The 23,407-nt window shown below is 23.2% G+C and carries 19 protein-coding genes and 1 tRNA gene; 9 read left to right on the top strand and 11 right to left on the bottom strand.

The window, feature by feature from the left end; translation table 11 throughout:
* Positions 1–237: 237 nt before the first annotated feature.
* Genes rsmA through GJT86_RS00805 form a run of 5 tightly spaced genes read left to right on the top strand, consistent with a single transcriptional unit; the run spans position 238 to position 3,888 of the window.
* A complete protein-coding gene (gene rsmA / locus GJT86_RS00825; protein WP_168920410.1) occupies positions 238–1,044 on the top strand; it encodes a 16S rRNA (adenine(1518)-N(6)/adenine(1519)-N(6))-dimethyltransferase RsmA in 807 nt (268 codons plus the stop codon).
* Between the two features lie 4 nt (positions 1,045–1,048).
* The gene (apaG, locus tag GJT86_RS00820) at positions 1,049–1,426 is read left to right on the top strand and encodes a Co2+/Mg2+ efflux protein ApaG (RefSeq protein ID WP_168920409.1); all 378 of its coding nucleotides are present in this window, start codon (positions 1,049–1,051) and stop codon (positions 1,424–1,426) included.
* Positions 1,427–1,438: 12 nt separating this feature from the next.
* Positions 1,439–2,272, top strand: coding sequence for a symmetrical bis(5'-nucleosyl)-tetraphosphatase (locus tag GJT86_RS00815; protein ID WP_168920408.1), 834 nt, complete (start codon positions 1,439–1,441; stop codon positions 2,270–2,272).
* A gap of 1 nt (position 2,273) precedes the next feature.
* Complete coding sequence (locus GJT86_RS00810) at positions 2,274–3,230, top strand: methyltransferase (RefSeq protein ID WP_168920407.1); 957 nt, start codon at positions 2,274–2,276, stop codon at positions 3,228–3,230.
* Between the two features lie 52 nt (positions 3,231–3,282).
* Complete coding sequence (locus GJT86_RS00805) at positions 3,283–3,888, top strand: redoxin domain-containing protein (RefSeq protein WP_168920406.1); 606 nt, start codon at positions 3,283–3,285, stop codon at positions 3,886–3,888.
* On the opposite strand, the gene aroC is transcribed toward GJT86_RS00805, so the two are convergent.
* From aroC to GJT86_RS00790, 3 genes are all read right to left on the bottom strand, one after another.
* The gene (gene aroC, locus GJT86_RS00800; RefSeq protein ID WP_168920405.1) at positions 3,889–4,962 is read right to left on the bottom strand and encodes a chorismate synthase; all 1,074 of its coding nucleotides are present in this window, start codon (positions 4,960–4,962) and stop codon (positions 3,889–3,891) included.
* 11 nt (positions 4,963–4,973) lie between these two features.
* Positions 4,974–5,897 carry a 50S ribosomal protein L3 N(5)-glutamine methyltransferase gene (gene prmB / locus GJT86_RS00795; RefSeq protein WP_168920404.1) on the bottom strand — a complete coding sequence of 308 codons (924 nt, stop codon included), beginning with the start codon at positions 5,895–5,897 and terminating at the stop codon, positions 4,974–4,976.
* An 86-nt stretch (positions 5,898–5,983) separates the two neighbouring features.
* Positions 5,984–6,056: transfer RNA gene (locus GJT86_RS00790), tRNA-Asn, on the bottom strand.
* Positions 6,057–6,208: 152 nt separating this feature from the next.
* On the opposite strand from GJT86_RS00790, the gene trhO reads away from it, so the two are divergent.
* Positions 6,209–7,177, top strand: coding sequence for an oxygen-dependent tRNA uridine(34) hydroxylase TrhO (gene trhO / locus GJT86_RS00785; RefSeq protein WP_168920403.1), 969 nt, complete (start codon positions 6,209–6,211; stop codon positions 7,175–7,177).
* Here trhO and GJT86_RS00780 read toward each other — a convergent pair whose 3' ends face one another.
* From GJT86_RS00780 to GJT86_RS00760, 5 genes are all read right to left on the bottom strand, one after another.
* A complete protein-coding gene (locus GJT86_RS00780) occupies positions 7,178–8,227 on the bottom strand; it encodes an extracellular solute-binding protein (protein ID WP_168920402.1) in 1,050 nt (349 codons plus the stop codon).
* A 51-nt stretch (positions 8,228–8,278) separates the two neighbouring features.
* The gene (locus GJT86_RS00775) at positions 8,279–8,665 is read right to left on the bottom strand and encodes a Rid family detoxifying hydrolase (protein ID WP_168920401.1); all 387 of its coding nucleotides are present in this window, start codon (positions 8,663–8,665) and stop codon (positions 8,279–8,281) included.
* Between the two features lie 71 nt (positions 8,666–8,736).
* Positions 8,737–9,741 (bottom strand): ornithine carbamoyltransferase, encoded by a 1,005-nt coding sequence (gene argF / locus GJT86_RS00770; protein WP_246209056.1) that lies wholly within the window; start codon positions 9,739–9,741, stop codon positions 8,737–8,739.
* Between the two features lie 27 nt (positions 9,742–9,768).
* The gene (locus GJT86_RS00765) at positions 9,769–12,612 is read right to left on the bottom strand and encodes a valine--tRNA ligase (RefSeq protein ID WP_168920399.1); all 2,844 of its coding nucleotides are present in this window, start codon (positions 12,610–12,612) and stop codon (positions 9,769–9,771) included.
* Between the two features lie 38 nt (positions 12,613–12,650).
* Positions 12,651–14,153 (bottom strand): leucyl aminopeptidase, encoded by a 1,503-nt coding sequence (locus GJT86_RS00760; protein WP_168920398.1) that lies wholly within the window; start codon positions 14,151–14,153, stop codon positions 12,651–12,653.
* Positions 14,154–14,456: 303 nt separating this feature from the next.
* Between GJT86_RS00760 and dnaK the strand changes: the two genes are divergently transcribed.
* Both dnaK and dnaJ read left to right on the top strand, forming a co-directional pair.
* Complete coding sequence (gene dnaK / locus GJT86_RS00755) at positions 14,457–16,376, top strand: molecular chaperone DnaK (RefSeq protein WP_168920397.1); 1,920 nt, start codon at positions 14,457–14,459, stop codon at positions 16,374–16,376.
* 121 nt (positions 16,377–16,497) lie between these two features.
* Positions 16,498–17,613 carry a molecular chaperone DnaJ gene (dnaJ, locus tag GJT86_RS00750; RefSeq protein WP_168920396.1) on the top strand — a complete coding sequence of 372 codons (1,116 nt, stop codon included), beginning with the start codon at positions 16,498–16,500 and terminating at the stop codon, positions 17,611–17,613.
* A 196-nt stretch (positions 17,614–17,809) separates the two neighbouring features.
* On the opposite strand, the gene secA is transcribed toward dnaJ, so the two are convergent.
* Positions 17,810–20,320 (bottom strand): preprotein translocase subunit SecA, encoded by a 2,511-nt coding sequence (gene secA, locus GJT86_RS00745; RefSeq protein ID WP_168920395.1) that lies wholly within the window; start codon positions 20,318–20,320, stop codon positions 17,810–17,812.
* A gap of 120 nt (positions 20,321–20,440) precedes the next feature.
* On the opposite strand from secA, the gene GJT86_RS00740 reads away from it, so the two are divergent.
* Positions 20,441–20,911, top strand: coding sequence for a hypothetical protein (locus GJT86_RS00740; protein WP_168920394.1), 471 nt, complete (start codon positions 20,441–20,443; stop codon positions 20,909–20,911).
* Positions 20,912–20,953: 42 nt separating this feature from the next.
* Here the strand turns inward: GJT86_RS00740 and GJT86_RS00735 are convergent, their stop codons facing one another.
* Together GJT86_RS00735 and murC are read right to left on the bottom strand one after the other, a co-directional pair.
* Positions 20,954–21,871 carry a D-alanine--D-alanine ligase gene (locus GJT86_RS00735; RefSeq protein ID WP_168920393.1) on the bottom strand — a complete coding sequence of 306 codons (918 nt, stop codon included), beginning with the start codon at positions 21,869–21,871 and terminating at the stop codon, positions 20,954–20,956.
* A 26-nt stretch (positions 21,872–21,897) separates the two neighbouring features.
* Complete coding sequence (gene murC / locus GJT86_RS00730; protein ID WP_168920392.1) at positions 21,898–23,376, bottom strand: UDP-N-acetylmuramate--L-alanine ligase; 1,479 nt, start codon at positions 23,374–23,376, stop codon at positions 21,898–21,900.
* Positions 23,377–23,407 lie beyond the last annotated feature (31 nt).

Genomic DNA, 23,407 nt, shown 5'->3' with positions numbered 1-23,407 from the left:
TGATAAAATGTTAATATTAACATTGTTATTATTTAATTGAAAATATGTATTATAAAACAATTATAGTAAATTTTATATATTAAAATAATGAATTTAAGATTATATATGTATATACTTAAATAATTTTATAAAAGTATTATAAATTGTAATAAATATATATTTTTTACAATTTAATTGTGAACAATAAACTTGTTTTATACTGTAATAACTAAATTTGATAGATTTATATAAAAATATATGAAAATACTTTTTAAAAAAAAATATGGACAACATATTTTAAAAAATACTAATATTATTAGGAAAATTATTACTACAATTAACCCTAAACATAGTAATTATTTTATTGAAATCGGTCCTGGTTTAGGTGCTTTAACTATACCTATGACATATTATAATACTAATATTACATTAATTGAGATTGATTATCGTTTTGTAACTTTTTTAAAAAAACATCATATATTAAAAAATCTTTCTATAAATATTATTCATAATAATGTATTTAATATTGATTATGCCATTTTATCAAAAAAAAAACATAAAAAAATACGTATATTTGGTAGTTTACCATATAATATTTCTACTCAATTATTATTTTTTTTATTACAATATAAAAAATATATTAAAGATATGAATTTTATTATGCAAAAAGAAGTAATACAGTGTTTAACAGCTAAACCAGGAGAAAAAAATTATGGCTGTTTAAGTATTATGGTACAATTACATTATCAAATACAATCATTATTTGAAATACAAACAAATGCTTTTTATCCCATTCCTAAAGTTATGTCTGGCATGATACATCTCAAACCATATCTTACTAAGTATTATGATTGTAATAATATTATCATGTTTCAAAAAATCATTAAGCAAGCATTTAGTATGAGAAGAAAAATTTTACGCAATAGTTTAAAAAATTTATTTACTATAGAAGATTTGAATCAGTTAGGCATTGATTATAAAATGAGAGCTGAAAATGTTTCTATTAAAGAATATTGTCAATTATCTGCAGTACTAGAATCAAATTATAAAAAAGGAAGGGTATAAACTGATGCAATTACTATCTCAAGTTTATATAAAAGTACAGAGTATGTATTTAGAATCACAATCTACTCCAGAACAACATCGTTACGTTTTTGCATACACCATGAAAATACATAATATAAGTAAAAAAATATTACAACTTATTAGTCGTTATTGGATAATAACTAATGGTAATGGCAAAATAACACAAATACATGGGGAAGGAGTAGCCGGTAAAAAACCATATATTAATCCAGGTAATAATTTTTATTATACTAGTGGTACTGTTTTAGAAACCCCTATTGGTATTATGCAAGGCCATTATATTATGGTGGATGAAAATAATGATGTATTTCATGTAGAAATACCTATTTTTCGTTTAGCTATTCAAACTTATATACATTAATATTGAAATAATATGACTACTTATCTTATTGGAGATCTTCATGGATGTTATAATGAATTATTAAGTATGTTAAAAAAAATACATTTTAACTATACTAAAGATATGTTATGGATAACAGGAGATATTATTGCCCGTGGTCCAGATTCAATAAAATTACTATATTTTTTATATGATATACGTCATTCTATTAAATTAGTATTAGGTAATCACGATTTATATTTTATTGCTTTATCTGTAGGAATCAAACATAAATGTAATCTATATGATCAAGAACTTTTATTTTTACTAAAACAACCACATATTTTAGATATTATTAATAATTGGTTGAAGTTTCAACCATTAATACAATATAATCTTAAAAAAAAAATTTTAATGACACATGCAGGTATTACACCCCAATGGAATTCTTTTAAAATAGTATTATCATCAGCACGAGAAGTAGAACAAATAATATCTAGTCATAATAGTAAAGAATTTTTTTCTTATTTATATCACTATCCACAAGTAACTAATTGGGATAATAATCAATTACAAGGTTTTCCAAGATATAGTTTTATTGTTAATTCATTTACTAATATGAGATATTGTTATTCTAATGGTACATTAGAAATGTTATCTAAAGATGTTCCAGAAAAAGTTACATCATTATTAAAACCATGGTTTTTAATGAGTAATATTTTATACAAAAAGTATACAATTTTTTTTGGACATTGGTCTACATTACAAGGTAAATATACGCCTAAAAATATCATTGGTTTGGATACTGGTTGTTGTTGGGGTCATAAATTAACATTATTTTCTTTAGAAGAGAAAAAATTTTTTTATCTTAAATGTAATCATACATAATATGTATAAATTATTAGCTATTAATAAATATTTTTTATATAAATTTAAAAATAATTTGCAAAATTTAAGAGTCATATTTGCTGGACACAACATAAATTCTTTGCCAATATATTTACAAACAAAAGATACAATGGTGTATACTAACCAATATGATTATTATTTATGGCTTAAAAAAATATTACATAAAAAAGTTTTTTTAAATATGCTAAATATTCCAGTATATTATAATGTATTAATATTTTTTTGGACGAAAAATAAACGTGCGTCTGTCATTTTGTTTACAAAATTTGCTAGTAATTTACTATATAATAGTGATATTTTTATCATCAGAGAAAATAATAATGGTATTAAGAGCATTAATAATATTAATACGTTCAATATCATATTTTATAAAATTATTAGTGTTAGAAAATGTAGTATTTATCGTGCTATTTATAAAAAAGAAATATTATTCAATATAAATGATTATTGGGAGTTTTATATTTTTAAAAATAGCATTATTTATAATTTATCTAGTATTTTTAATAGTAATAAATTAGATTTAGGAAGTAAATTATTAATTACTATATTACAATCCCATATACAAGGTAAAGTATTAGATTTAGGTTGTAGTTCGGGAATTATCACAACAATACTATTTAATAGTATTAAAATACATAAAACTAAATTATATGCAGTTAATAAAGATGCAAAAGCAATTTTTTCCACGGAAAAAACATTATTAATAAATCATATTTATAATGTTAATGTATTTCCTAGTAATTTGTTTCCACATATAAATGATACAGTTAATCTAATTATTTCTAATCCACCATTTCATAATGGTAATGGTGGACAATATTTTTTAAATTATATTTATACTATTTTATCTAAAAAAAATAAATATACAGTATTTAGTCTTATAAATAATGAAATAATAATTTTATGTATAAATAGAAAATATTATACATATAATTAAATGTCTTAAAAGTAATTTGTATAAATACAAAGATCGGTTGGAGAATAAAATAATGATATTAGTAACACGTAAAGCGCCGCAATTTATTGCGCCAGCAGTATTACCTAACGGTGATATTATTGAAAATTTTAATTTTTATAAATATACAGAAAATGCAATTACTGTAATATTTTTTTGGCCTTTAGATTTTACTTATGTATGTCCATCAGAAATTATTACATTTAATAAATATTACAATGAATTTGATAAAAGAAATGTTAAATTATTAGGTATTTCTTGTGATTCTCAATATACACATAAAGCATGGCGTAATACAGATATTGATCAAGGAGGGATAGGTCATATTAAGTTTATTATGATCTCAGATATAAAAAAAAATATACAACAACAATACGGTATTGAACATCCTAATTTAGGTATTGCATTAAGAGCAACTTTTATTATTGATGAGAAACATATTATTAAACATCAAACAGTTAATGATTTGTTTTTTGGACGTAATATACATGAAACTTTACGGATTATTGATGCTATTAAACATTATAAAAAATACGGTCAAGTTTGTCCTGCACAATGGACATCTGGTAAACATAGTATTATTCCTACAGAAGCAGGAATAAAAGATTATTTGTCTAATAATTTAAAAGAATTAAATTAATTATTTATAAATATTATCAGCACATTGTGCACGATAACGTAATAAATGATCCATTAAAACAATAGCAACCATTGCTTCACTAATTGGTATAGCTCTAATACCTACACAAGGATCATGACGTCCTTGTGTACTACAAGTTGTTTTATGCCCTATACTATTAATAGTATTAATAGTTTTTGGAATACTGGAAGTTGGTTTGATAGCAATATTAATAATAATATCTTGTCCACTACTAATACCTCCTAAAATACCTCCAGCATGATTACTTTGGAAACCATTAGTATGAATTGCATCTCTATTTTCACTACCTAGTTGTGTAACAACTTTAAAACCATCACCAATTTCAATACCTTTAACTGCATTAATACTCATTAATGAATATGCTAATTCTGCATCTAATTTATCAAATACAGGTTCCCCTAAACCTATTGGAACATTTTGTATTATCAAAGTTATTTTAGCGCCTATAGAATTACCATGTTTTTTTAAATTATTGATTAGATTTTCTAAATCTTTAATATTAGTTATATTAGGACAAAAAAATGGATTATTATTAATAATATCCCAATTATCAAAATTACATTTAATATGGCCCATTTGAGATAAATAACCCCTAATAATAATATTATATTTATCAAATAAATATTTTCTTGCAATAGCACCAGCGGCAACTCTCATAACAGTTTCCCGAGCTGAGGCACGACCACCACCACGATAATCTCTAATATTATATTTTTTTTGATAAGTAAAATCTGCATGACCAGGTCGATAAATATTTTTAATATTACTATAATCTTGTGATTTATAATCCATATTATAAACTAATAAACCAATACTTGTTCCTGTTGTTTTTCCTTGATAAACTCCAGACAAAATTTTAATTTTATCTATTTCTTTACGTGGTGAAGTATATTTGGATAAACCAGGTTTCCTTCTATCTAGATCGTTTTGAATATCTTGTTCATGTAAAATAATATTTGGAGGTACACCGTCTACAATACACCCTAATGCTATACCATGAGATTCACCAAACGTTGTTACTTGAAATATTTTACCAATAGTATTACCAGACATATATGCTCTCTTTATTTATTAAAATATTTTAATTGTTCATAATGTATTTTAAAAATATCTACATCATGATTATTTAATTTTAACCATTCAAAATGTATATTGGGATATTTATGTTGAATTTTTTTTTTTTGATGCCCCACTTCACAAATTAATATACCTGTGTTTTTAAGAAATTTGCGAGATTGATTAATAATGTTATAGATGACATCTAATCCTTTTTTAGGAGATACCAGTCCTATAATAGGTTCATATAAGTATTCTTTAGGTAAATATTCCATTTCTTGTTGATTAATATAAGGAGGATTAGATATGATTAAATCATAATGTGATTGAGGTAAATTATCAAATAAATTACTACATATTGGTGTAATTTTTTTTTCTAATCCATGTAAGAAGATATTATGTTCTGTAACATTAATAGCATTTTTAGAAATGTCAATTGCATCTATATCAGCTTGTGGATAAAGATAAGAGCAGGCAATTGCTATACATCCATTACCTGTACCTAGATCTAATATATTTTTTGGTGTATAAAATATAATTTTTTTAAATTTATTATTTATCAGTTCTTGTATTGGCGACCTAGGTATTAAAGTACGTTTATCCACATATAATTCATGTCCACAAAACCATACTTTATTTGTTAAATAAGCAACTGGTATACGTTGTGTAATACGCATATATACTTTATAATAAATAGTTTTTTTTTCATATGTCACTAACCGTGTTTGAGACACTTTATGCCATATATATGGTGGTAAACCTAATGTAGGTAAAATTAATTGTATAGCTTCATCCCATGGATTATTGTTACCATGACCATACCATATATCAGAAACACTAAAACAACTAGTTGCCCAACGTACAAAATCTTGTATTGTAAATAACTCTGATAGAATATCTTCATTTAAGATATCTTGTAATTTTATTATCATAAACACATTAATCCTATAAAATATATTATATTAATAATGTTAATATGATTAATAAAGCATTAAATATTTATATATTATACTACACACTCCCCTGACTGGGCTCGAACCAGTGACATACGGATTAACAGTCCGCCGTTCTACCAACTGAACTACAGAGGATAATAATTTGTTATTCTATACTATGAAAAATATAATGTCAATATACTTGATCTTTATTTTTATTATTTTATAATAGATATAATTATATTTAAGACAAATAATAAAAATAACACGTGTTATGATTTATTTTTTGTATAAAATAGGTTCTTTTAATGTTATTACATAACAGAATTTCACGTATACAATTAAAAAAAACATTTTTGAAAAATTCACATAAAAGAATTATAGTATCTTTTTATAAATATCATAAATTAGAAAATGTATTACAAATAAGAAGACAGTTATATATTTTATTATATTCTTTTAAAGTATTAGGACGTATTTATATTTCTGAAGAAGGCATTAATGCACAAATTAGTCTACCACATTATTATTATACAGTAATAAAATTTTTTATTAAAAAAATACATGAAATTTTTATAGATATATATTGGAATATAGCTATTGATAATACTAAACATGCATTTTTTATGCTAAAAATTATATATAAAAAAAATATATTAAATGATGGTTTATCATGTTTTAATTTTTTAAAATTTAATACTACGGGTATATATTTAAATGCTAAACAATTAAATCTTATGTTAGAAGATCATAATAATGTTGTTCTCGTTGATATAAGAAATTTTTATGAATATAAAATTGGACATTTTATAAATGCAATAATATTTCAACAAGCAAAGACTTTTCAACACCAAATGCTATACCTATTAGATAATATACAACCATATAGAGATAAAAAAATTATTTTATATTGTACAGGAGGTATACGTTGTGAAAAAGCTACTTCATGGTTGTTATTTAATAACATTAAAAATGTTTATCAAGTTGAAGGAGGAATTATTAAGTATGTAAAAGAAGTACGTAAATTTCACTTACCGATGAAGTTTATAGGTACTAATTTTGTTTTTGATAATCGGATGGGAGAACAAATAACACGAGATATTATTTCTAATTGTTATCAGTGCAAAACACCATATAATATATTTACTAATTGTAAAAATGATTCTTGCCATTTATTATTTTTACAATGTCCTACATGTAAAAAACATTATAAAAATTGTTGTAGTATACATTGTAAAAAAACTTTATTAAAAAATAAAAGATATTTAATAATATAATTAAATATTTTTTAGTTGTTGAAAATCCGTTTCATATTCTTGTATAATATTTTGATCAGCATCATTTTGCCATATACCATTTTTAAGAATATTTTCATTAGGAAACAGCATATCATCATGAATAATGTTAAATGGTAAAAATTTTTTTGCATTTAAATTAGGAGTTGAATATCCTGTAATTTGTACAATTTTTGCAGCAATATCTGGGCGTAATAAAAAATTAATTAATTTTAAAGCGCCATTAATATTTCGGGCATGATGGGGTATTACAAAACTATCTAACCAAAAAATACCACCTTCTTTAGGCCAAATAAATTTTATAGGAACACCTAATTTTTTAATAACATAAGCTGAACCATTCCATAACATCCCAATTTTTATAGCACCTTCTGCAAAAGGGTAACCTGGATTATCAGAATTAAATAATACAACATTAGGCATTAATTTTTTTAATTCTAAATAAGCACATTGTATATTTTTCAAAGTAATAATCTTATGTGTTAATCCTAATTTTAATAAAGCTACTTGAAAAACTTCTTTAGCATCATCAAGTAATGAAATAGAATGATAATATTTAGGATTCCATAAATCTATCCAACTATTTATTTCTGTATCGTGAATATATTTAGTATTAATTCCAATAGCCGTAGCACCCCATATGTATGGTACAGAATACATATTATGTATATCAAAAGATTTATTTAAAAATTTTGGATCTAAATATTTAAAATTAGTTAGTTTCGTTTTATCTATTTTATGTAACATTCCTTCTTGACGCATTTTCGTAACAAAGTAAGTAGAAGGAACAACTAAATCATATTGTTGGTTATATGTTTTTAATTTAGCATACATACTTTCATTAGACTCATATGTTGAATATATAACTTTAATACCTGTTTCTTGCGTAAATTGTTCTAATATACTAGTTGGTACATATTCTGTCCAATTATAAAAAATCACTGTATTATTTTTTATGTTAATAGGTTTAAAATATTGACGATGTATTATTAACACAAAACATATTAAACATAATTTAATAAATAATATCATTTAAATAATACCTGTAATAATAATTTGTTTAAAATAATAAATTTCTATGTATTATTGTTTAATAGCTATAGCTTCTATTTCAATTTCTACATTATTAGGTAAATTAGAAATTTCTAAACATGTTCTTGCTGGATATGTAGTTACATATTGTAAAAAAAAATTAGCATATACAACATTAACTATTTTTAGATTATCTAAATTTTTTAAAAAAAGATTAGTTTTCACTATATCTTTTATAGTAAATTTTGCAGCTGTTATTATAGCTTTAATATTATTTAATACTTGTATAGTTTGTTCTTTTATATCATTAGAAATCATGCCAGTTTGCGGATTAATTGGTATTTGTCCTGCAGTTATAATCATATTATTAGATACAATTCCTTGAGAATAAGGACCAATAGGTAAAGGAGCTTGTATAGTATTAATTATTTTGTACATATTATTTATCCTGTAATTTTTATGTAAAAAGTAAATTCTTTTTTATACTAATAAAATATAAATTATTTATTTTAATCATTATGTTTATTAAGTGTTAATATCATAATCGCTTTTACAATATGTATTCTATTTATAGCTTGTTGTAATATAATACTATGATGAGATCTAAACATTTCATCAGTAATTTCTAAACCATCAAACAATTTTAAACGAGATATTATTTGGTTATCAATAATATGTTTATAATGGTCATAAACGTGATATGATGGCAAACAATGCATTATTTTAATATTATCATTTTTACTTTTTAATAATAATTTTTTATTAATCTGGTATTTATATAAATTAATTATTTTTTGTTCCCAAAATGTAGTTGATTCACCCATGGATAACCAAACGTCTGTATAAATTATATCAGTATTTTTAATATGATTCATATCATGAGTAATAATAATATTATTACTAAAATTAATTTTATTTTTTAATAAAAAATATTTTTGTTGTTTTAAAAAAGATTTAGAAGTTATTAAATTTAATTTAAAACCTATAATTTGCGCCGCTTCTATTAAACTCATAGATATATTATTATATATATCTCCTATATATGAGAGTATAATATCTTCTAAATTTTTATTTGGTAAACATTCATGTATAGTTAATAAGTCTGCTAAAATTTGTGTGGGATGTGATATTTCTGTTAAACCATTCCAAATTGGTACTATAGAATATTTTGATAATATTTCTATATTTTTTTGGGTGCCTCTATATTGTATACCATCATACATATGACTTAAAATTACTGCTGTATCTTGTATAGTTTCTTTATATCCTATATGTGTGTTTTGTGCATTTAAAAAAGTAACATTAGCTCCTTGGTCAAAACAAGCTATTTCAAAAGCACATCTTGTACGAGTAGAATTTTGTTCAAAAATTAATAGAATATTTTTATTACATAATCTTTTTTTTTCTTTATGTAGTTTTTTTTCTATTTTGATTTTTGCGGCAAGTTTAATAATATTAAAAATTGTTTTTTTAGTTAAATTAGATATATATAAAATACTTTTTTGATATAACATGTGCATATTTTTTACCTAAAATGGAAGTTATATTTGTTTTATAAAATTATATTTATCACGAAGTTCCTTTTTTTTTTGTTTACAAAAAGATAATTTTATATTATATTCTTCTATAATTTTTTTTGGAGCCTTATTAAGAAAATCATGATTTTTAATACTACTGCTAATTTTATCTATTATTTTTTGATTATGAGATATTTTGTTTTTTAATTGTTTTATTAAGAATTGTTTATCTATTAAAACAGAATTTAAAGGAATCGCAAATATCATGTCTTCAATAAAAAATGTAAATGATTTATTTGGTAAGTCAGAATAACTTTCTAAAAGAATAATATTCTGTAAATTTAAAATTTTTTTTATAATATTAAAATTTATTTTTATAAAAGGTTGTAATTTTTTATGAATATTAAAAATATATAAATCAACTGATTGTTTTATATTCATATCTATTTTATTCTGACGTATTATACTGATTAATTTCATAAAAAAACGAAAAATACAGACAGCTTTATTATGCATATCTAAAACATTATATTTTGGAAATGATTGAACTATAATACTAGTATTATAGTGATTAATATCATCTTTTTGATACTGTATTTTTTGCCATATAACTTCAGTAATGAATGGTAACATAGGATGAGATAATCGTAATAATGATTCAAACACATAATACATTGTATAATGTGTACTATGTTGAATATTATTTTTTGTAGTTTGTAAAAAATATTTTACATATTCCAAATACCAATCACAAAATTTATTCCAAATAAAATTATATAAAAGATTAGCTGCTGTATCAAAACGATATTTTTTAAATGCCTTGGTATAAACTAGTACTAATGTATTATATTCTGAAATAATCCATTTATCAGCAATAGATAATGCAGATTTATAATGTATTAATTCATAATTAATATGTTTAAAAATAAAAATACTAGCATTCCAAATTTTATTACAAAAATTGCGATATCCTTCTAAACGTGTCATATCCCAATATATATCACGTCCTGTTACTGATAGAGCAGCTAAAGTAAATCGTATTGCATCTGCACCATAACTATGTAATGTATTATTATTTTGTATATTTGCACATTTTTCTTGTGTACTATTATTATTTATACAATCTTGTTTTATCTTTTTACCATAAAAAATATTATTACTTTCAATTAAATGAATTGGATCAATAATATTTCCTTTAGATTTAGACATTTTATGTCCTTGTGAATCTCGTACTAGTCCGGTCATTAAAACCTTTTTAAAAGGAACTTGTGCAATATCATTATCTTTTACAAAATACATAGTCATCATTATCATCCTAGCAATCCAAAAAAATATAATATCAAAACCACTCACTATAATATTAGTAGGATGAAATAATTTCAAATATTGTTTATTGTGTGGCCATCCTAATGTTATAAATGTCCATAAACTAGAAGAAAACCAAGTATCTAAGACATCAGTATCTTGTTTTAAGATAACATCATCTTGTAATAAATACTGTTTTTTGATTTCTGTAATATTGTTACCAACATAAATATTATGATTACAATCATACCATACTGGTAATCTATGTCCCCACCATAATTGTCTAGAAATACACCAATCTTGTATATTATACATCCATGAAAAAAACATATTTTCATATTTTTCAGGAATAAATTCAATTTGTTTAGTTTTTACAGCCTTAATTGCTTTTTTTGCTAAATTTTTTACATTTAAATACCATTGTTTTGTTAACATAGGTAAAATAACAGTATTATTACGCATATTATATGGTATTAATCGATGTTCTGTATTATGACCTTTTAATAAATTTTTTTGTTTTAATAATTTTATAATAATATTTCTAGCTTTTAAATAATGTATATTACGTAATATAGATGGTATTAGTTCATTGTTACTATTTATGGGTTGACCAAGTATAGTAAATATTTGATATTGATCTAATATTTTCCCTTGTTTATCGAATAATTTTATTACAGGTAAATTATGTTTAACGGCTACCTTATAGTCATCAAAATCATGTGCTGGGCTAATTTTTACACAACCAGTACCTTTAGACATTTGTGCATGATTATCACTAATAATAGGTATTATCCTATTAATAATAGGTACTAATACATGTTTACCCACAAGATGTTTATATCTTAAATCTTGTGGATTGACTGCAATAGCAGTATCAGCTAATAATGTTTCTGGTCTAGTTGTAGCTATCACTATATAATTTTTATTATTAAGAGTTGTTAACTTATTATGTAATAAATACTTAATATGCCAAATATTTGTTTTCATAGAACGATGTTCTACTTCTAAATCAGATATTACAGTTTGTAACGTGGTATCCCAATGTATTAATCTTTCCTTTTGATATATTAATCCTGATTTATATAAAGTTATAAAAATATTTGTCACAGATTGCGAAAAATGTTCATCCATAGTAAAACGAATATTATTCCAATTGGCTGATAATCCTAAACGTTTCATTTGTTTAACAATAATACCACTATATTGTTTTTTCCATAATTTTGCTTGTTCTAAAAAATATTTTTTATTATAATGTTGTTTTGTTTTACCAGTATTTAATAAAATCTTTTGTTCTATTAAATTTTGTGTTGCTATCCCAGCATGATCAATCCCAACTTGACATAAAATATTTTTTTGTAACATTCTTTGATAGCGAATTATGATATCAATAATACTATATTGTAATGCATGTCCCATATGCAAAAAACCAGTAATATTTGGTGGTGGTGCCATAATGCAAAAATTTTTTTTAGATAAATTAATTTTTTGTTGAAAAAAATTATTTTTTTCCCAAAAAACATAAATTTTTTTTTCAAAACTATTAGGATTATATATTTTATCCATGATAAATATCCTATTATATACTAAAATAATAGTATGTATTATTTTTTAAAATGAATATTATTGATTAAAAATTGACATAACATATTAACTGGTCTACCTGTAGCGATAGCCTGATTATCTTTATCATAGTTCCATGCAGTACCTGCAATATCTATATGTGCCCATTTATATTGAGATGTAAATTTGGCTAAAAAACATGCTGCTGTAATAGCTGAACCTGCATTATTTATGCTGATATTAGAAATATCAGCTATACTAGAATGTAATTGTTTATCATGATAAAAATCTTCAAGAGGTAAATCCCATACTTTATCATTCATAACTTCTATAGAAGCTTGATATATATCACGAGATAATTGATTATTATTAGACATTAAACCACTAATATTATTACCTAATGCTATTACACAAGCTCCTGTTAGAGTTGCTATATCAATAACTATTTTAGGTTTATATTTTAATATATAAGTTAACACATCACATAATACTAGTCTGCCTTCAGCATCAGTATTTTTGACTTCTACAGTGATGCCAGACATAGTTTTAATAACATCACCTGGACGTAATGCTAAACTACCTGGCATATTTTCACATCCAGCCATAATACCAATAACATTTAATGGTAATTCTAATTTTGCTATTGCATACATCACACCATATACAGCAGCTGCTCCGCACATATCATATTTCATTTCATGCATGTTAAGACTAGGTTTTAAAGATATACCTCCAGAATCAAATGTTAATCCTTTGCCTACAAGTACAATAGGTTGCATAGAATGATGATGATTATATTTTATCACAGACATATATGCTTTATGTTTACTACCATTACTTACAGATAGATAAGCATTCATACTTAATTTTTCCATCATATTTTCATCTACTATTTCAATAGTAAATTTATCTGGAAATATTTGTGATAATTTAAAAACTTGCTCTGCTAAATATTTAGGATTACATATATTAGGTGGCAAATTAGCTAAATTTTTAGCCTGTATTTGTCCCTGATTTATAGCAACACCATGTTTTAAAGCGTTATATACATTGTTATCACTAATACTTGAAATATAAAAAAAATTTTTTGTTAAGTAACATTTTTTAATTTGTTTAAACTTAGTAAAAATATACGTATTATCTCCAATAATATTTATTATATCTCTAATATTCCAATAATAATTATTATTATGTATATGTAAATCTGTAATACTCCAAAAAATTTCTTGTATGTCATGTTGTTTTACATATTGAATAATATTTATAATAATTTTATGATATACTGTTCTATTGATTTTTTTTACAAAACCACAACCTATAATAATAATTTTTTTAGTTAAAACATTAGGCACATTATATAATGTAATCATTTGATTTGTTTTACCATAAAAATTATTATCTTTTAATATGGTTAAAATATAATTTTCAGAAATATCATTAATTTTTTTTGTAATATCTGGCATAATATATTTATGATATATACCAAGAACAATACAATCAAAATATTTTGCTGCATCAAAATTATTTTCTACAAAAAATTGCATAAAACACTCTTTAATATATGAATACTATTAAGTATTAATTATATATTATTTATTTTCTAAATTAAGAAAAATTTTTATTTTTTATTAAAAAAAATCAATACTAACAGATAATATATATCTGTCATATACTATTTATAATCAAACATATATTTTTAAAAAAAATATGTATAATACCCTTGATGCATCAATATGATGTCCCCATCTCCTTGTAATTAAGTAATTTTATATACATAAAAAATGTTTTCTTTATATTTGTTATATATATATTTTATATTTTAAATATTGAATTAAGGAAATATCACTATGAGTAAAATAATTGGTATTGATTTAGGTACTACAAATTCTTGTGTAGCAATTATAGATGGTAATAAACCTCGTGTATTAGAAAATGCTGAAGGAGATAGAACAACACCATCAATCATTGCTTATACGAAAGATGGTGAAATTTTAGTAGGACAACCAGCTAAAAGACAAGCAATTACGAATCCGCAAAATACTCTTTTTGCAATAAAAAGATTAATTGGTAGACGTTTTACTGATGAAGAAGTACAAAGAGATATAAAAATTATGCCATATAAAATTGTACAGTCTAATAATGGAGATGCATGGATTGATGTGCAAGGTAAAAAAATGGCACCACCACAAATTTCAGCAGAAATTTTGAAAAAAATGAAAAAAACAGCTGAAGATTTTTTAGGATCTAAAATAAATGCTGCTGTTATTACAGTGCCAGCATATTTTAATGATGCACAACGCCAAGCTACCAAAGATGCAGGTAAAATTGCTGGTTTAGAAGTTAAACGTATTATTAATGAGCCTACTGCTGCTGCTTTAGCATATGGATTAGATAAAGGAAAAGGTAATAAAACCATTGCAGTATATGATTTAGGAGGTGGCACTTTTGATATTTCAATTATTGAAATAGATGATGTTGATGGTGAAAAAACTTTTGAAGTTTTAGCAACAAATGGTGATACTCATTTAGGTGGTGAAGATTTTGATAGTAGAATTATTAATTATCTAGTAACAGAATTTAAAAAAGATCAAGGTATTGATTTACAAAATGATCCTTTAGCTATGCAAAGATTAAAAGAAACATCTGAAAAAGCTAAGATTGAATTATCATCTGCACAACAAACAGATGTAAATTTACCATATATTACAGCAGATGCTACTGGTCCTAAACATTTAAATATTAAACTTACAAGAGCTAAATTAGAATCTTTAGTAGAAGATTTAGTAGATAAATCTATTGATCCATTAAAAATTGCTTTAAAAGATGCCAATTTATCTATTTCAAGTATTAATGATATTATTTTAGTAGGCGGCCAAACTCGTATGCCTATGGTGCAAAAAAAAGTAACTGATTTTTTTGGTAAAGAACCAAGAAAAGATATTAATCCTGATGAAGCTGTTGCTATTGGTGCTGCTATACAAGGTGGAGTATTATCTGGTGATGTTAAAGATGTGCTTTTATTAGATGTAACCCCACTTTCATTAGGTATAGAAACTATGGGTGGTGTGATGACAGTACTTATTAACAAAAATACTACGATTCCTACAAAACATAGTCAAGTATTTTCTACTGCAGAAGATAATCAATCAGCAGTTACCATACATGTTGTACAAGGTGAACGTAAAAGAGCAAGAGACAATAAATCTTTAGGACAATTTAACTTAGATGGCATTAATCCTGCTCCAAGAGGTATACCTCAAATAGAAGTAACTTTTGATATAGATGCAGATGGTATTTTACATGTTTCTGCTAAAGATAAAAATAGTGGTAAAGAACAAAATATTACAATAAAAGCATCATCTGGTTTAGATGAAAATGAAGTAGCAAAAATGATTCGAGATGCAGAAATGAATACAGAAACCGATCGCCAATTTGAAGAATTAGTTAAAATACGTAATGAAGGTGATCAGTTAATACATAGTACTAAAAAAAAATTAAATGAAGTATTAAGTCAAATTACAGAACCAGATAAAATATCTATTAATACAGCTATTCAAAAATTAGAAATGGCATTAAAAGATGAAAATAAAGATAATATACAAAAAAATATACAATCATTAATTGAAGCATCTAGTAAAATTATGAATTTAACTAAAAATGATACCAATCAAGATAATAATGATAATACCACAACAAACAAAACAACTAATCAAGATAATAATGTTGTAGATGCAGAATTTGAAGAAATTAAAGATAAGAAAAAATAATATTAAATACAAGTAATGATAATAAACATATTATTAATATATACAATACCGTTTATAATATTATGAAAATATTAGTATACGGTATTATAATTAGTAAGATTATAAAATAGAGTAGTACATTATGGCAAAAAAAGATTATTATGATATTTTAAATATCAATAAAAATGCAACAGAAATAGAGGTGAAAAGAGCATATAAACGTTTAGCTATAAAATTTCATCCAGATCGTAATCCTGGTGATAAAAATGCTGAAAATAAATTTAAAGAAATTAAACAAGCTTATGAAGTTTTAAGTGATGCTAAAAAAAGAGCTGCATACGATCAATATGGTCATGCTGCTTTTGAACAAGATAGTAGTACTACTACAACAACAGATTTTAGTGATATTTTTGGTGATGTTTTTGGTGATATTTTTGGTAATAGCAGAACCAATAAAACTACTAGAGGTGCAGATTTACAATATATTATAAATATTTCATTAGAAGAATCCATTAAAGGTATTATTAAAGAAATACAAGTACCTTTTTTAAAAAATTGTACATATTGTAAAGGTACAGGATCTAAAGGACCATTACAACAATGCTATACTTGTCATGGACAAGGTCAAATACATATGAGTCAAGGGTTTTTTACAGTACAACAGACTTGTCCTAAATGTCATGGTAAAGGATCATTTATTAAGAACGTTTGTTTTTCTTGTACAGGTAAAGGTAAAATTGAAGTACATAAAAAATTATCAGTGAAAATACCATCAGGAATTAATACTGGTGATCGTATTAGATTACATGGAGAAGGTGAAACAGCAAATAATACAAAATTTTCTTCTGGAGATTTATATATAGAAATTCGTATTTTAAAACATTTTTTATTTGTACGTGAAGAAAATAATTTAAGTTGTATATTACCTATAAGTTTTACAACTGCAGCATTAGGTGGTGAAATAGATGTACCTACTATTAATGGCATAATAAAAATTAAAATACCACCAGAAACACAAACAGGTAAAATATTTAGAATACGTAATAAAGGAATTCGATCTATTAAAAACGGTGTGATAGGAGATTTATTATGTACTATAAAAGTAGAAACACCTATTAGTTTAAATAATGTTCAAAAAAATATATTGTATAATTTAGAACAAAGTATGATCCATAATACATTAAATAATGTTTATTATCCTAAAATTAAAAAATTTTTACAAAATATAAAGCTTTTTTTTAGAAATTTGAATATATAAAACATACTTACAGAGGATATAACAAATAATATTATTTGTTATATCCTCTACAAGGAGTGTGGTTTTTGTATTTAAAAGATAAATTATAAATTTTATTTTGTAGTTACTACATTAGTATAAATATTTGTTTTTTAAATATATATATCTATAATATAAAAAATAGTACTTATGATCTTTTTATGTTATGAAATACATATTAGGAATACAAAGAATTATGATTATGGGGTAGAAATACAATTTTATTCAGACTAATAAGTACTTCTTTTTTAAAGGTATATAGCATTTTATTAAACATATAAAAAGCTTCTCTTTTGTATTCTTGTTTTGGATCTTTTTGTGCATAACTTCTTAAATGTATACCTTGTCGTAAATAATCTAATAATAATAAGTGTTCTTTCCATAAATTATCTAATATAGATATTGCGATATTTTTCTCTAGTTTTTGTATATGATGTATATCAACTGTGATTTTTTGAATATTATATATTCTTATAGCAAAAATCATTATTTTTTTTAATAATTGATCTTTATTTATAATAGTATTATTATTATGTATCCATTTATCTATAGGTAATAAAATTTGATATTTATGAAAAAAGTATGTAGTTAATTGTTTAACTTTCCACGTTTTTTGGGAAAAATAATTAGATTTAATATAATGGTTGATAACATTACTATATATATCTTTTCTAAAATTATTAATAATCATATTGATATCAGTCTGTTGTAATAATATATTACGTTGTTTATAGATCGCTATACGCTGATCATTAATAATATTATCATATTCTAATAATTGTTTACGTATATCAAAATTATATTGTTCAACTTTTTTTTGTGCTTTTTCAATAATTTTAGTAAGCCAAGGATGTTCAATAGCTTCATTTTTTTTAATACCAAATTTTGTTAAAAAATTAATGGTATTTTTAGGTGCAAAAAGACGCATTAAAGAATCTTCTAGAGATAAATAAAATCTAGATGAACCATTATCTCCTTGTCTACCAGAACGTCCTCTTAACTGATTATCAATCCTTCTTGATTCATGTCTTTCTGTTCCAATAACATATAATCCTCCTAAGGATAATACTTCTTTGTGTTTTTTTTGCCATATTAATTGATTTTTTGTAAATTCTATTACAGTAGTTGTATGTTTATCATATGACATATTTCCTCCTAATACAATATCAGTACCACGTCCTGCCATATTAGTTGCAATAGTTACTGATTTTATTTTTCCAGCTTGAGCTATAATTTCTGCTTCTTTAGCATGATATTTAGCATTTAAAATATTATGAGGAATATTATTTTTTTTTAATTTATGTGAAATAATTTCTGATTTTTCTATTGAAATAGTACCTACTAAAACAGGTTGGCCTAAATTATATTTAGTTATTATATCTTTGATAATAGCATTAATTTTTTCTTGTTCTGTTAAATAAATTAAATCAGGTAAATCTTTTCTAATCATAGGTTTATTAGTTGGAATAATGATAGTATTTAATTTATATATTTCTTGAAATTCTGTTTCTTCAGTTTTCGCAGTTCCTGTCATACCAGATAATTTATTATATAAACGAAAAAAATTTTGGAAAGTAATAGAAGCTAAAGTATGATTTTCATCATGAATTTTTACATTTTCTTTTACTTCAATAGCTTGATGTAAACCGTCTGACCAACGTCTATCTAACATTAAACGTCCTGTATGTTCATCTACAATAATTATTTTATTATTTTTAACAATATAATCAATATTTTTAGTAAATAATTTATGAGCTCTTAATGCAGCTATAATATGATGTATTAAAATAATATTAGAACTAGAATACAAAGTTTCTCCATTCTTTAAAATTTTTTTTTGTTCTAATATTTGTTCTAAAAAAATTAAACCATCTTCTGTTAAATAAACTTGTTTATCTTTTTCATCTATAAAATAATGTCCAGATGAATCATATTCATTATCTTGTTGTATTAAATTAGATATAATATTGTTAATTTGATAATATATATCAACACTATTTTTTGCTGGACCAGAAATAATTAAAGGTGTACGAGCTTCATCAATAAGTATAGAATCAACTTCATCAATAATCGCAAAATTTAAGTTTCGTTGTACTTTATCTTTATAATGTAATACCATATTATCTCTAAGAAAATCAAAACCATATTCATTATTAGTACCATATGTTATATCAGCATTATATGATTGACGTTTTTCTTTTAATGACATTCCTGATATATTTACACCAACTGTTAAATCTAAAAATTGAAATAAGATTTTATTATTGGATGCATCTCTTTTTGCTAAATAATCATTAATAGTTACTATATGTACTCCGTTACCAGTTAATGAATTTAAATAAGATGGTAAGGTTGCAGTTAATGTTTTCCCTTCTCCTGTACGCATTTCAGCTATACAATTATTATGTAATACTATTCCACCTAATAATTGTACATCAAAATGTCTCATACCAAAAACTCTTTTACTTGCTTCTCTTACTGTAGCAAAGGCTTCTGGTAAAATATCTTCTAAAGAATAATTTTGATTTAATTTTTTTTTAAAATATTTTGTTTTATTTTTTAATTCTATATCCGTTAATTGCGAAAATTGTTTTTCCATATTATTTATTATATTCACTATTTTTTGTAAACGTTGTAAAACATATTTATTACTATTACCAAAAACTTTAATTAATAATTTAGTTAACATATAAACACTCTTAAATTAATAATGATAATGAATAAAATTTATTGTATAAATTAATTTATAATTTAAAATATATAAAAATTATTTAAATTATTTTTATTAAAATATAGGATAAATATTTTTATGAGAAATAATAAACTATTACCGATTAACAAAATTTTTAAATTATATAGTTCTTATCCTAGTAGTATAAAAATTTTCGTAAAATTACAAATACATGTAAATTTTTTAGTAAAAATTGAGCAAATTTTAAAAAATAAAATACCAAAAAAATTATCTCATTTATACAATGTAAAAAATATACACAAAAATATTTTGTATATTGAAATTGCTAGTTCTAGTTGTATGATAAATTTTATGTCTTTAAAAACTAATCTCATTTTTTTTATAAGAAAAACAATATTACTAATTTTAAAAGATATTAAATTTATTATTAATCCAAAAATATTTATGCAACAACAATGTTATTCTTCTAATATATATCAAAAATATCTTAGTCTATATAGTAAAAAATTATTATTAAAACTGTCTACAAAAAGTTCTTATAAGCTAAAAAATATTATAAAAAAATTTGTTTTTTTATCAAAAAAATAACATTATACAATTTTATCCTATAGAAATTAAATTATCATAGTATTATCGAGCTGTATCTAAAATAGTCAAAACTAATTCTTTAAAAGATAAACCATATTGTTTTGCAGACTGCGGATATAAGCTTTTTTTAGTCATTCCTGGAATGGTATTAACTTCTAATAAATTAAAATGTCCTTGTTGATCCATAATAACATCTATGCGACCCCAACCTTCACAGCCCAAAACTTGCCATGCTTTTAAAACTAATTTTGATAATTCACTTTCCTTATTATGACTTAATCCACTAGGACAAAAATATTGATTATTATTATAATATTTATTATGATAATTATAAAAATGATCTTGGGGTACAATTTTTATTGTAGGCAATGTAAAATTTTTTAATATTCCTACAGTATATTCTGTACCTAAAATAAATTGTTCAATTAATATTTCATTACTATATTGTAATGCGATTTCTATTTCTGGTATCAGATCATCAATATGATTAATTTTAACAACACCAATACTTGAACCTGTATAATTAGGTTTGATAATACATGGCAATGTTAGTTGTAAACATTGCTTATTAATATTATTAAAATTAGATTTTATAAAATTTTTTTTTTGAACTATAAAATGAGGATATATTGGCAATCGATACGCTTTCCATATCATTTTAGTAATATGTTTATTCATAGTAATAGCTGAAGGAAGCATTCTACTACCAGTATATGGTAGTTTCATATAATCTAAGATACTTTGTATCTTACCATCTTCTCCTCCTTTACCATGTACTGCTATAAAAACATTAGTAAAACCATAATTTTTTAATAAAAATATAGGAAACGTTTTAAGATCTAAACCATGTGCATTAATTTGTAATTTATGTAATGCACTTAAAATTCTTTTACCTGTTTTTAATGATATTTCTCTTTCTAAAGAATTACCACCATATAATACTGCTATTTTTTTAGTCATAATATAATGTAGTTTTTTATAAAAAATTAATTTTTGTGATTAAATTTATTTTGTAGAAGTAATGAAGATAATTTATTAATATCTCCTGCTCCTTGAAATAATAATATATTTTTTTTAAAAAGTTTTGAATATATTTCTTTAATCATATCATTATAATTAATCCATTTTCCTAAAAATATGTTTATTTTATTTAACTTTTTTATTTTTTTATAAAGGATATTACTATTCGCTATATTTGAATATGCTTCGCCCGCTGAATATACATCTAATATGAATAATGTATCTACTGTAGCTAATATTTTTATAAAATCATCTAATAAATTATGTATTCTAGAATATTTATGAGGTTGAAAAACCATTATTAAATGGTATTTTGGCCAATGTTGACGTATAGTTTTGATTGTATTATTAATTTCTGTAGGATGATGTCCATAATCATCCATAATTTTAATATATTGTTTATTATTATTTTGATAAATAATATATTCTCCTATAATATCATATCTTCTTTTTACTCCTGAATATTGTTTTAAGGCATGTATAATATCATATGTGTCAAAATTTATATATCTAGCTAATGCAAATGATGCAGTTGCATTTAAAGCATTATGTTTACCAGGAATATTTAATGTTAATTGAAATATATTATTATGATTATATGTTTTATCAATCATATTAAATGTACATGTATGTTTGTTTTGTATATAATTATATATTTGTATAGTGGCTGATTTATGAAAACCATATGTTATAACAGGTTTATGTATACGTTGTTCTTTAAGTAAATGACGAATATGGATATTATCTATACATAATATATTACAACCATAAAATGGTACTTTATTAAAAAATGTTATAAAATTATCTTTTAATACATTAATATTATTTTTATAATATTCTAAATGTTCAAAATCTATATTTGTAGTAATATTAATTATAGGATTAAAAGATAAGAATGATTTATCACTTTCATCTGCTTCTGTAATAAAATATTGATCTGTACCTAAATTAGCATACAAATTTGTTTTTTTTATAACACCTCCATTAATAAATGTAGGATTTTTTTGTAAGGACAAAAAAATTTCAATAATCATAGCTGTTGTAGTAGTTTTACCATGTGTGCCAGATACAATTAGATTATAATAACATTTCATTAAATCTGCTAAGATTATAGCTCTATGTAATACTAATATATTATTTTGTTTCGCAAATACTAATTCTGGATTATTTAATTTAATAGCTGTAGAAAATACTATTATATCCATATCTTTAATCTTACTAAAATTATTATGTCCTAAATATATTTTAGCACCTAATAAAATTAGTTCTTGCATTCTTATATTCATAATTAAATCAGAACCACTAATATGATATCCTAACTGTAATAAAATTTTTGCAATGCCACACATTCCTATACCACCAATACCTATAAAATATATTGATCGTACATTATTATAATGAGAAAATATCATATGTTTATTATTATTTTTATTCTTTATTTTCATGTTTTTTTATTTTAAATATGTTAATAATTAT

The organism is Enterobacteriaceae endosymbiont of Macroplea appendiculata (assembly GCF_012571605.1).
Lineage (GTDB): Bacteria > Pseudomonadota > Gammaproteobacteria > Enterobacterales > Enterobacteriaceae.
Note: the sequence above shows the minus strand (reverse complement) of the source record. Positions and strands in the feature narration are given on the sequence as shown.

Coding starts and splice junctions, on each gene's coding strand:
- rsmA (WP_168920410.1), top strand. CDS start 238: ATGAAAATACTTTTTAAAAAAAAATATGGACAACATATTTTAAAAAAT.
- apaG (WP_168920409.1), top strand. CDS start 1,049: ATGCAATTACTATCTCAAGTTTATATAAAAGTACAGAGTATGTATTTA.
- GJT86_RS00815 (WP_168920408.1), top strand. CDS start 1,439: ATGACTACTTATCTTATTGGAGATCTTCATGGATGTTATAATGAATTA.
- GJT86_RS00810 (WP_168920407.1), top strand. CDS start 2,274: ATGTATAAATTATTAGCTATTAATAAATATTTTTTATATAAATTTAAA.
- GJT86_RS00805 (WP_168920406.1), top strand. CDS start 3,283: ATGATATTAGTAACACGTAAAGCGCCGCAATTTATTGCGCCAGCAGTA.
- aroC (WP_168920405.1), bottom strand. CDS start 4,962: ATGTCTGGTAATACTATTGGTAAAATATTTCAAGTAACAACGTTTGGT.
- prmB (WP_168920404.1), bottom strand. CDS start 5,897: ATGATAATAAAATTACAAGATATCTTAAATGAAGATATTCTATCAGAG.
- trhO (WP_168920403.1), top strand. CDS start 6,209: ATGTTATTACATAACAGAATTTCACGTATACAATTAAAAAAAACATTT.
- GJT86_RS00780 (WP_168920402.1), bottom strand. CDS start 8,227: ATGATATTATTTATTAAATTATGTTTAATATGTTTTGTGTTAATAATA.
- GJT86_RS00775 (WP_168920401.1), bottom strand. CDS start 8,665: ATGTACAAAATAATTAATACTATACAAGCTCCTTTACCTATTGGTCCT.
- argF (WP_246209056.1), bottom strand. CDS start 9,741: ATGTTATATCAAAAAAGTATTTTATATATATCTAATTTAACTAAAAAA.
- GJT86_RS00765 (WP_168920399.1), bottom strand. CDS start 12,612: ATGGATAAAATATATAATCCTAATAGTTTTGAAAAAAAAATTTATGTT.
- GJT86_RS00760 (WP_168920398.1), bottom strand. CDS start 14,153: ATGCAATTTTTTGTAGAAAATAATTTTGATGCAGCAAAATATTTTGAT.
- dnaK (WP_168920397.1), top strand. CDS start 14,457: ATGAGTAAAATAATTGGTATTGATTTAGGTACTACAAATTCTTGTGTA.
- dnaJ (WP_168920396.1), top strand. CDS start 16,498: ATGGCAAAAAAAGATTATTATGATATTTTAAATATCAATAAAAATGCA.
- secA (WP_168920395.1), bottom strand. CDS start 20,320: ATGTTAACTAAATTATTAATTAAAGTTTTTGGTAATAGTAATAAATAT.
- GJT86_RS00740 (WP_168920394.1), top strand. CDS start 20,441: ATGAGAAATAATAAACTATTACCGATTAACAAAATTTTTAAATTATAT.
- GJT86_RS00735 (WP_168920393.1), bottom strand. CDS start 21,871: ATGACTAAAAAAATAGCAGTATTATATGGTGGTAATTCTTTAGAAAGA.
- murC (WP_168920392.1), bottom strand. CDS start 23,376: ATGAAAATAAAGAATAAAAATAATAATAAACATATGATATTTTCTCAT.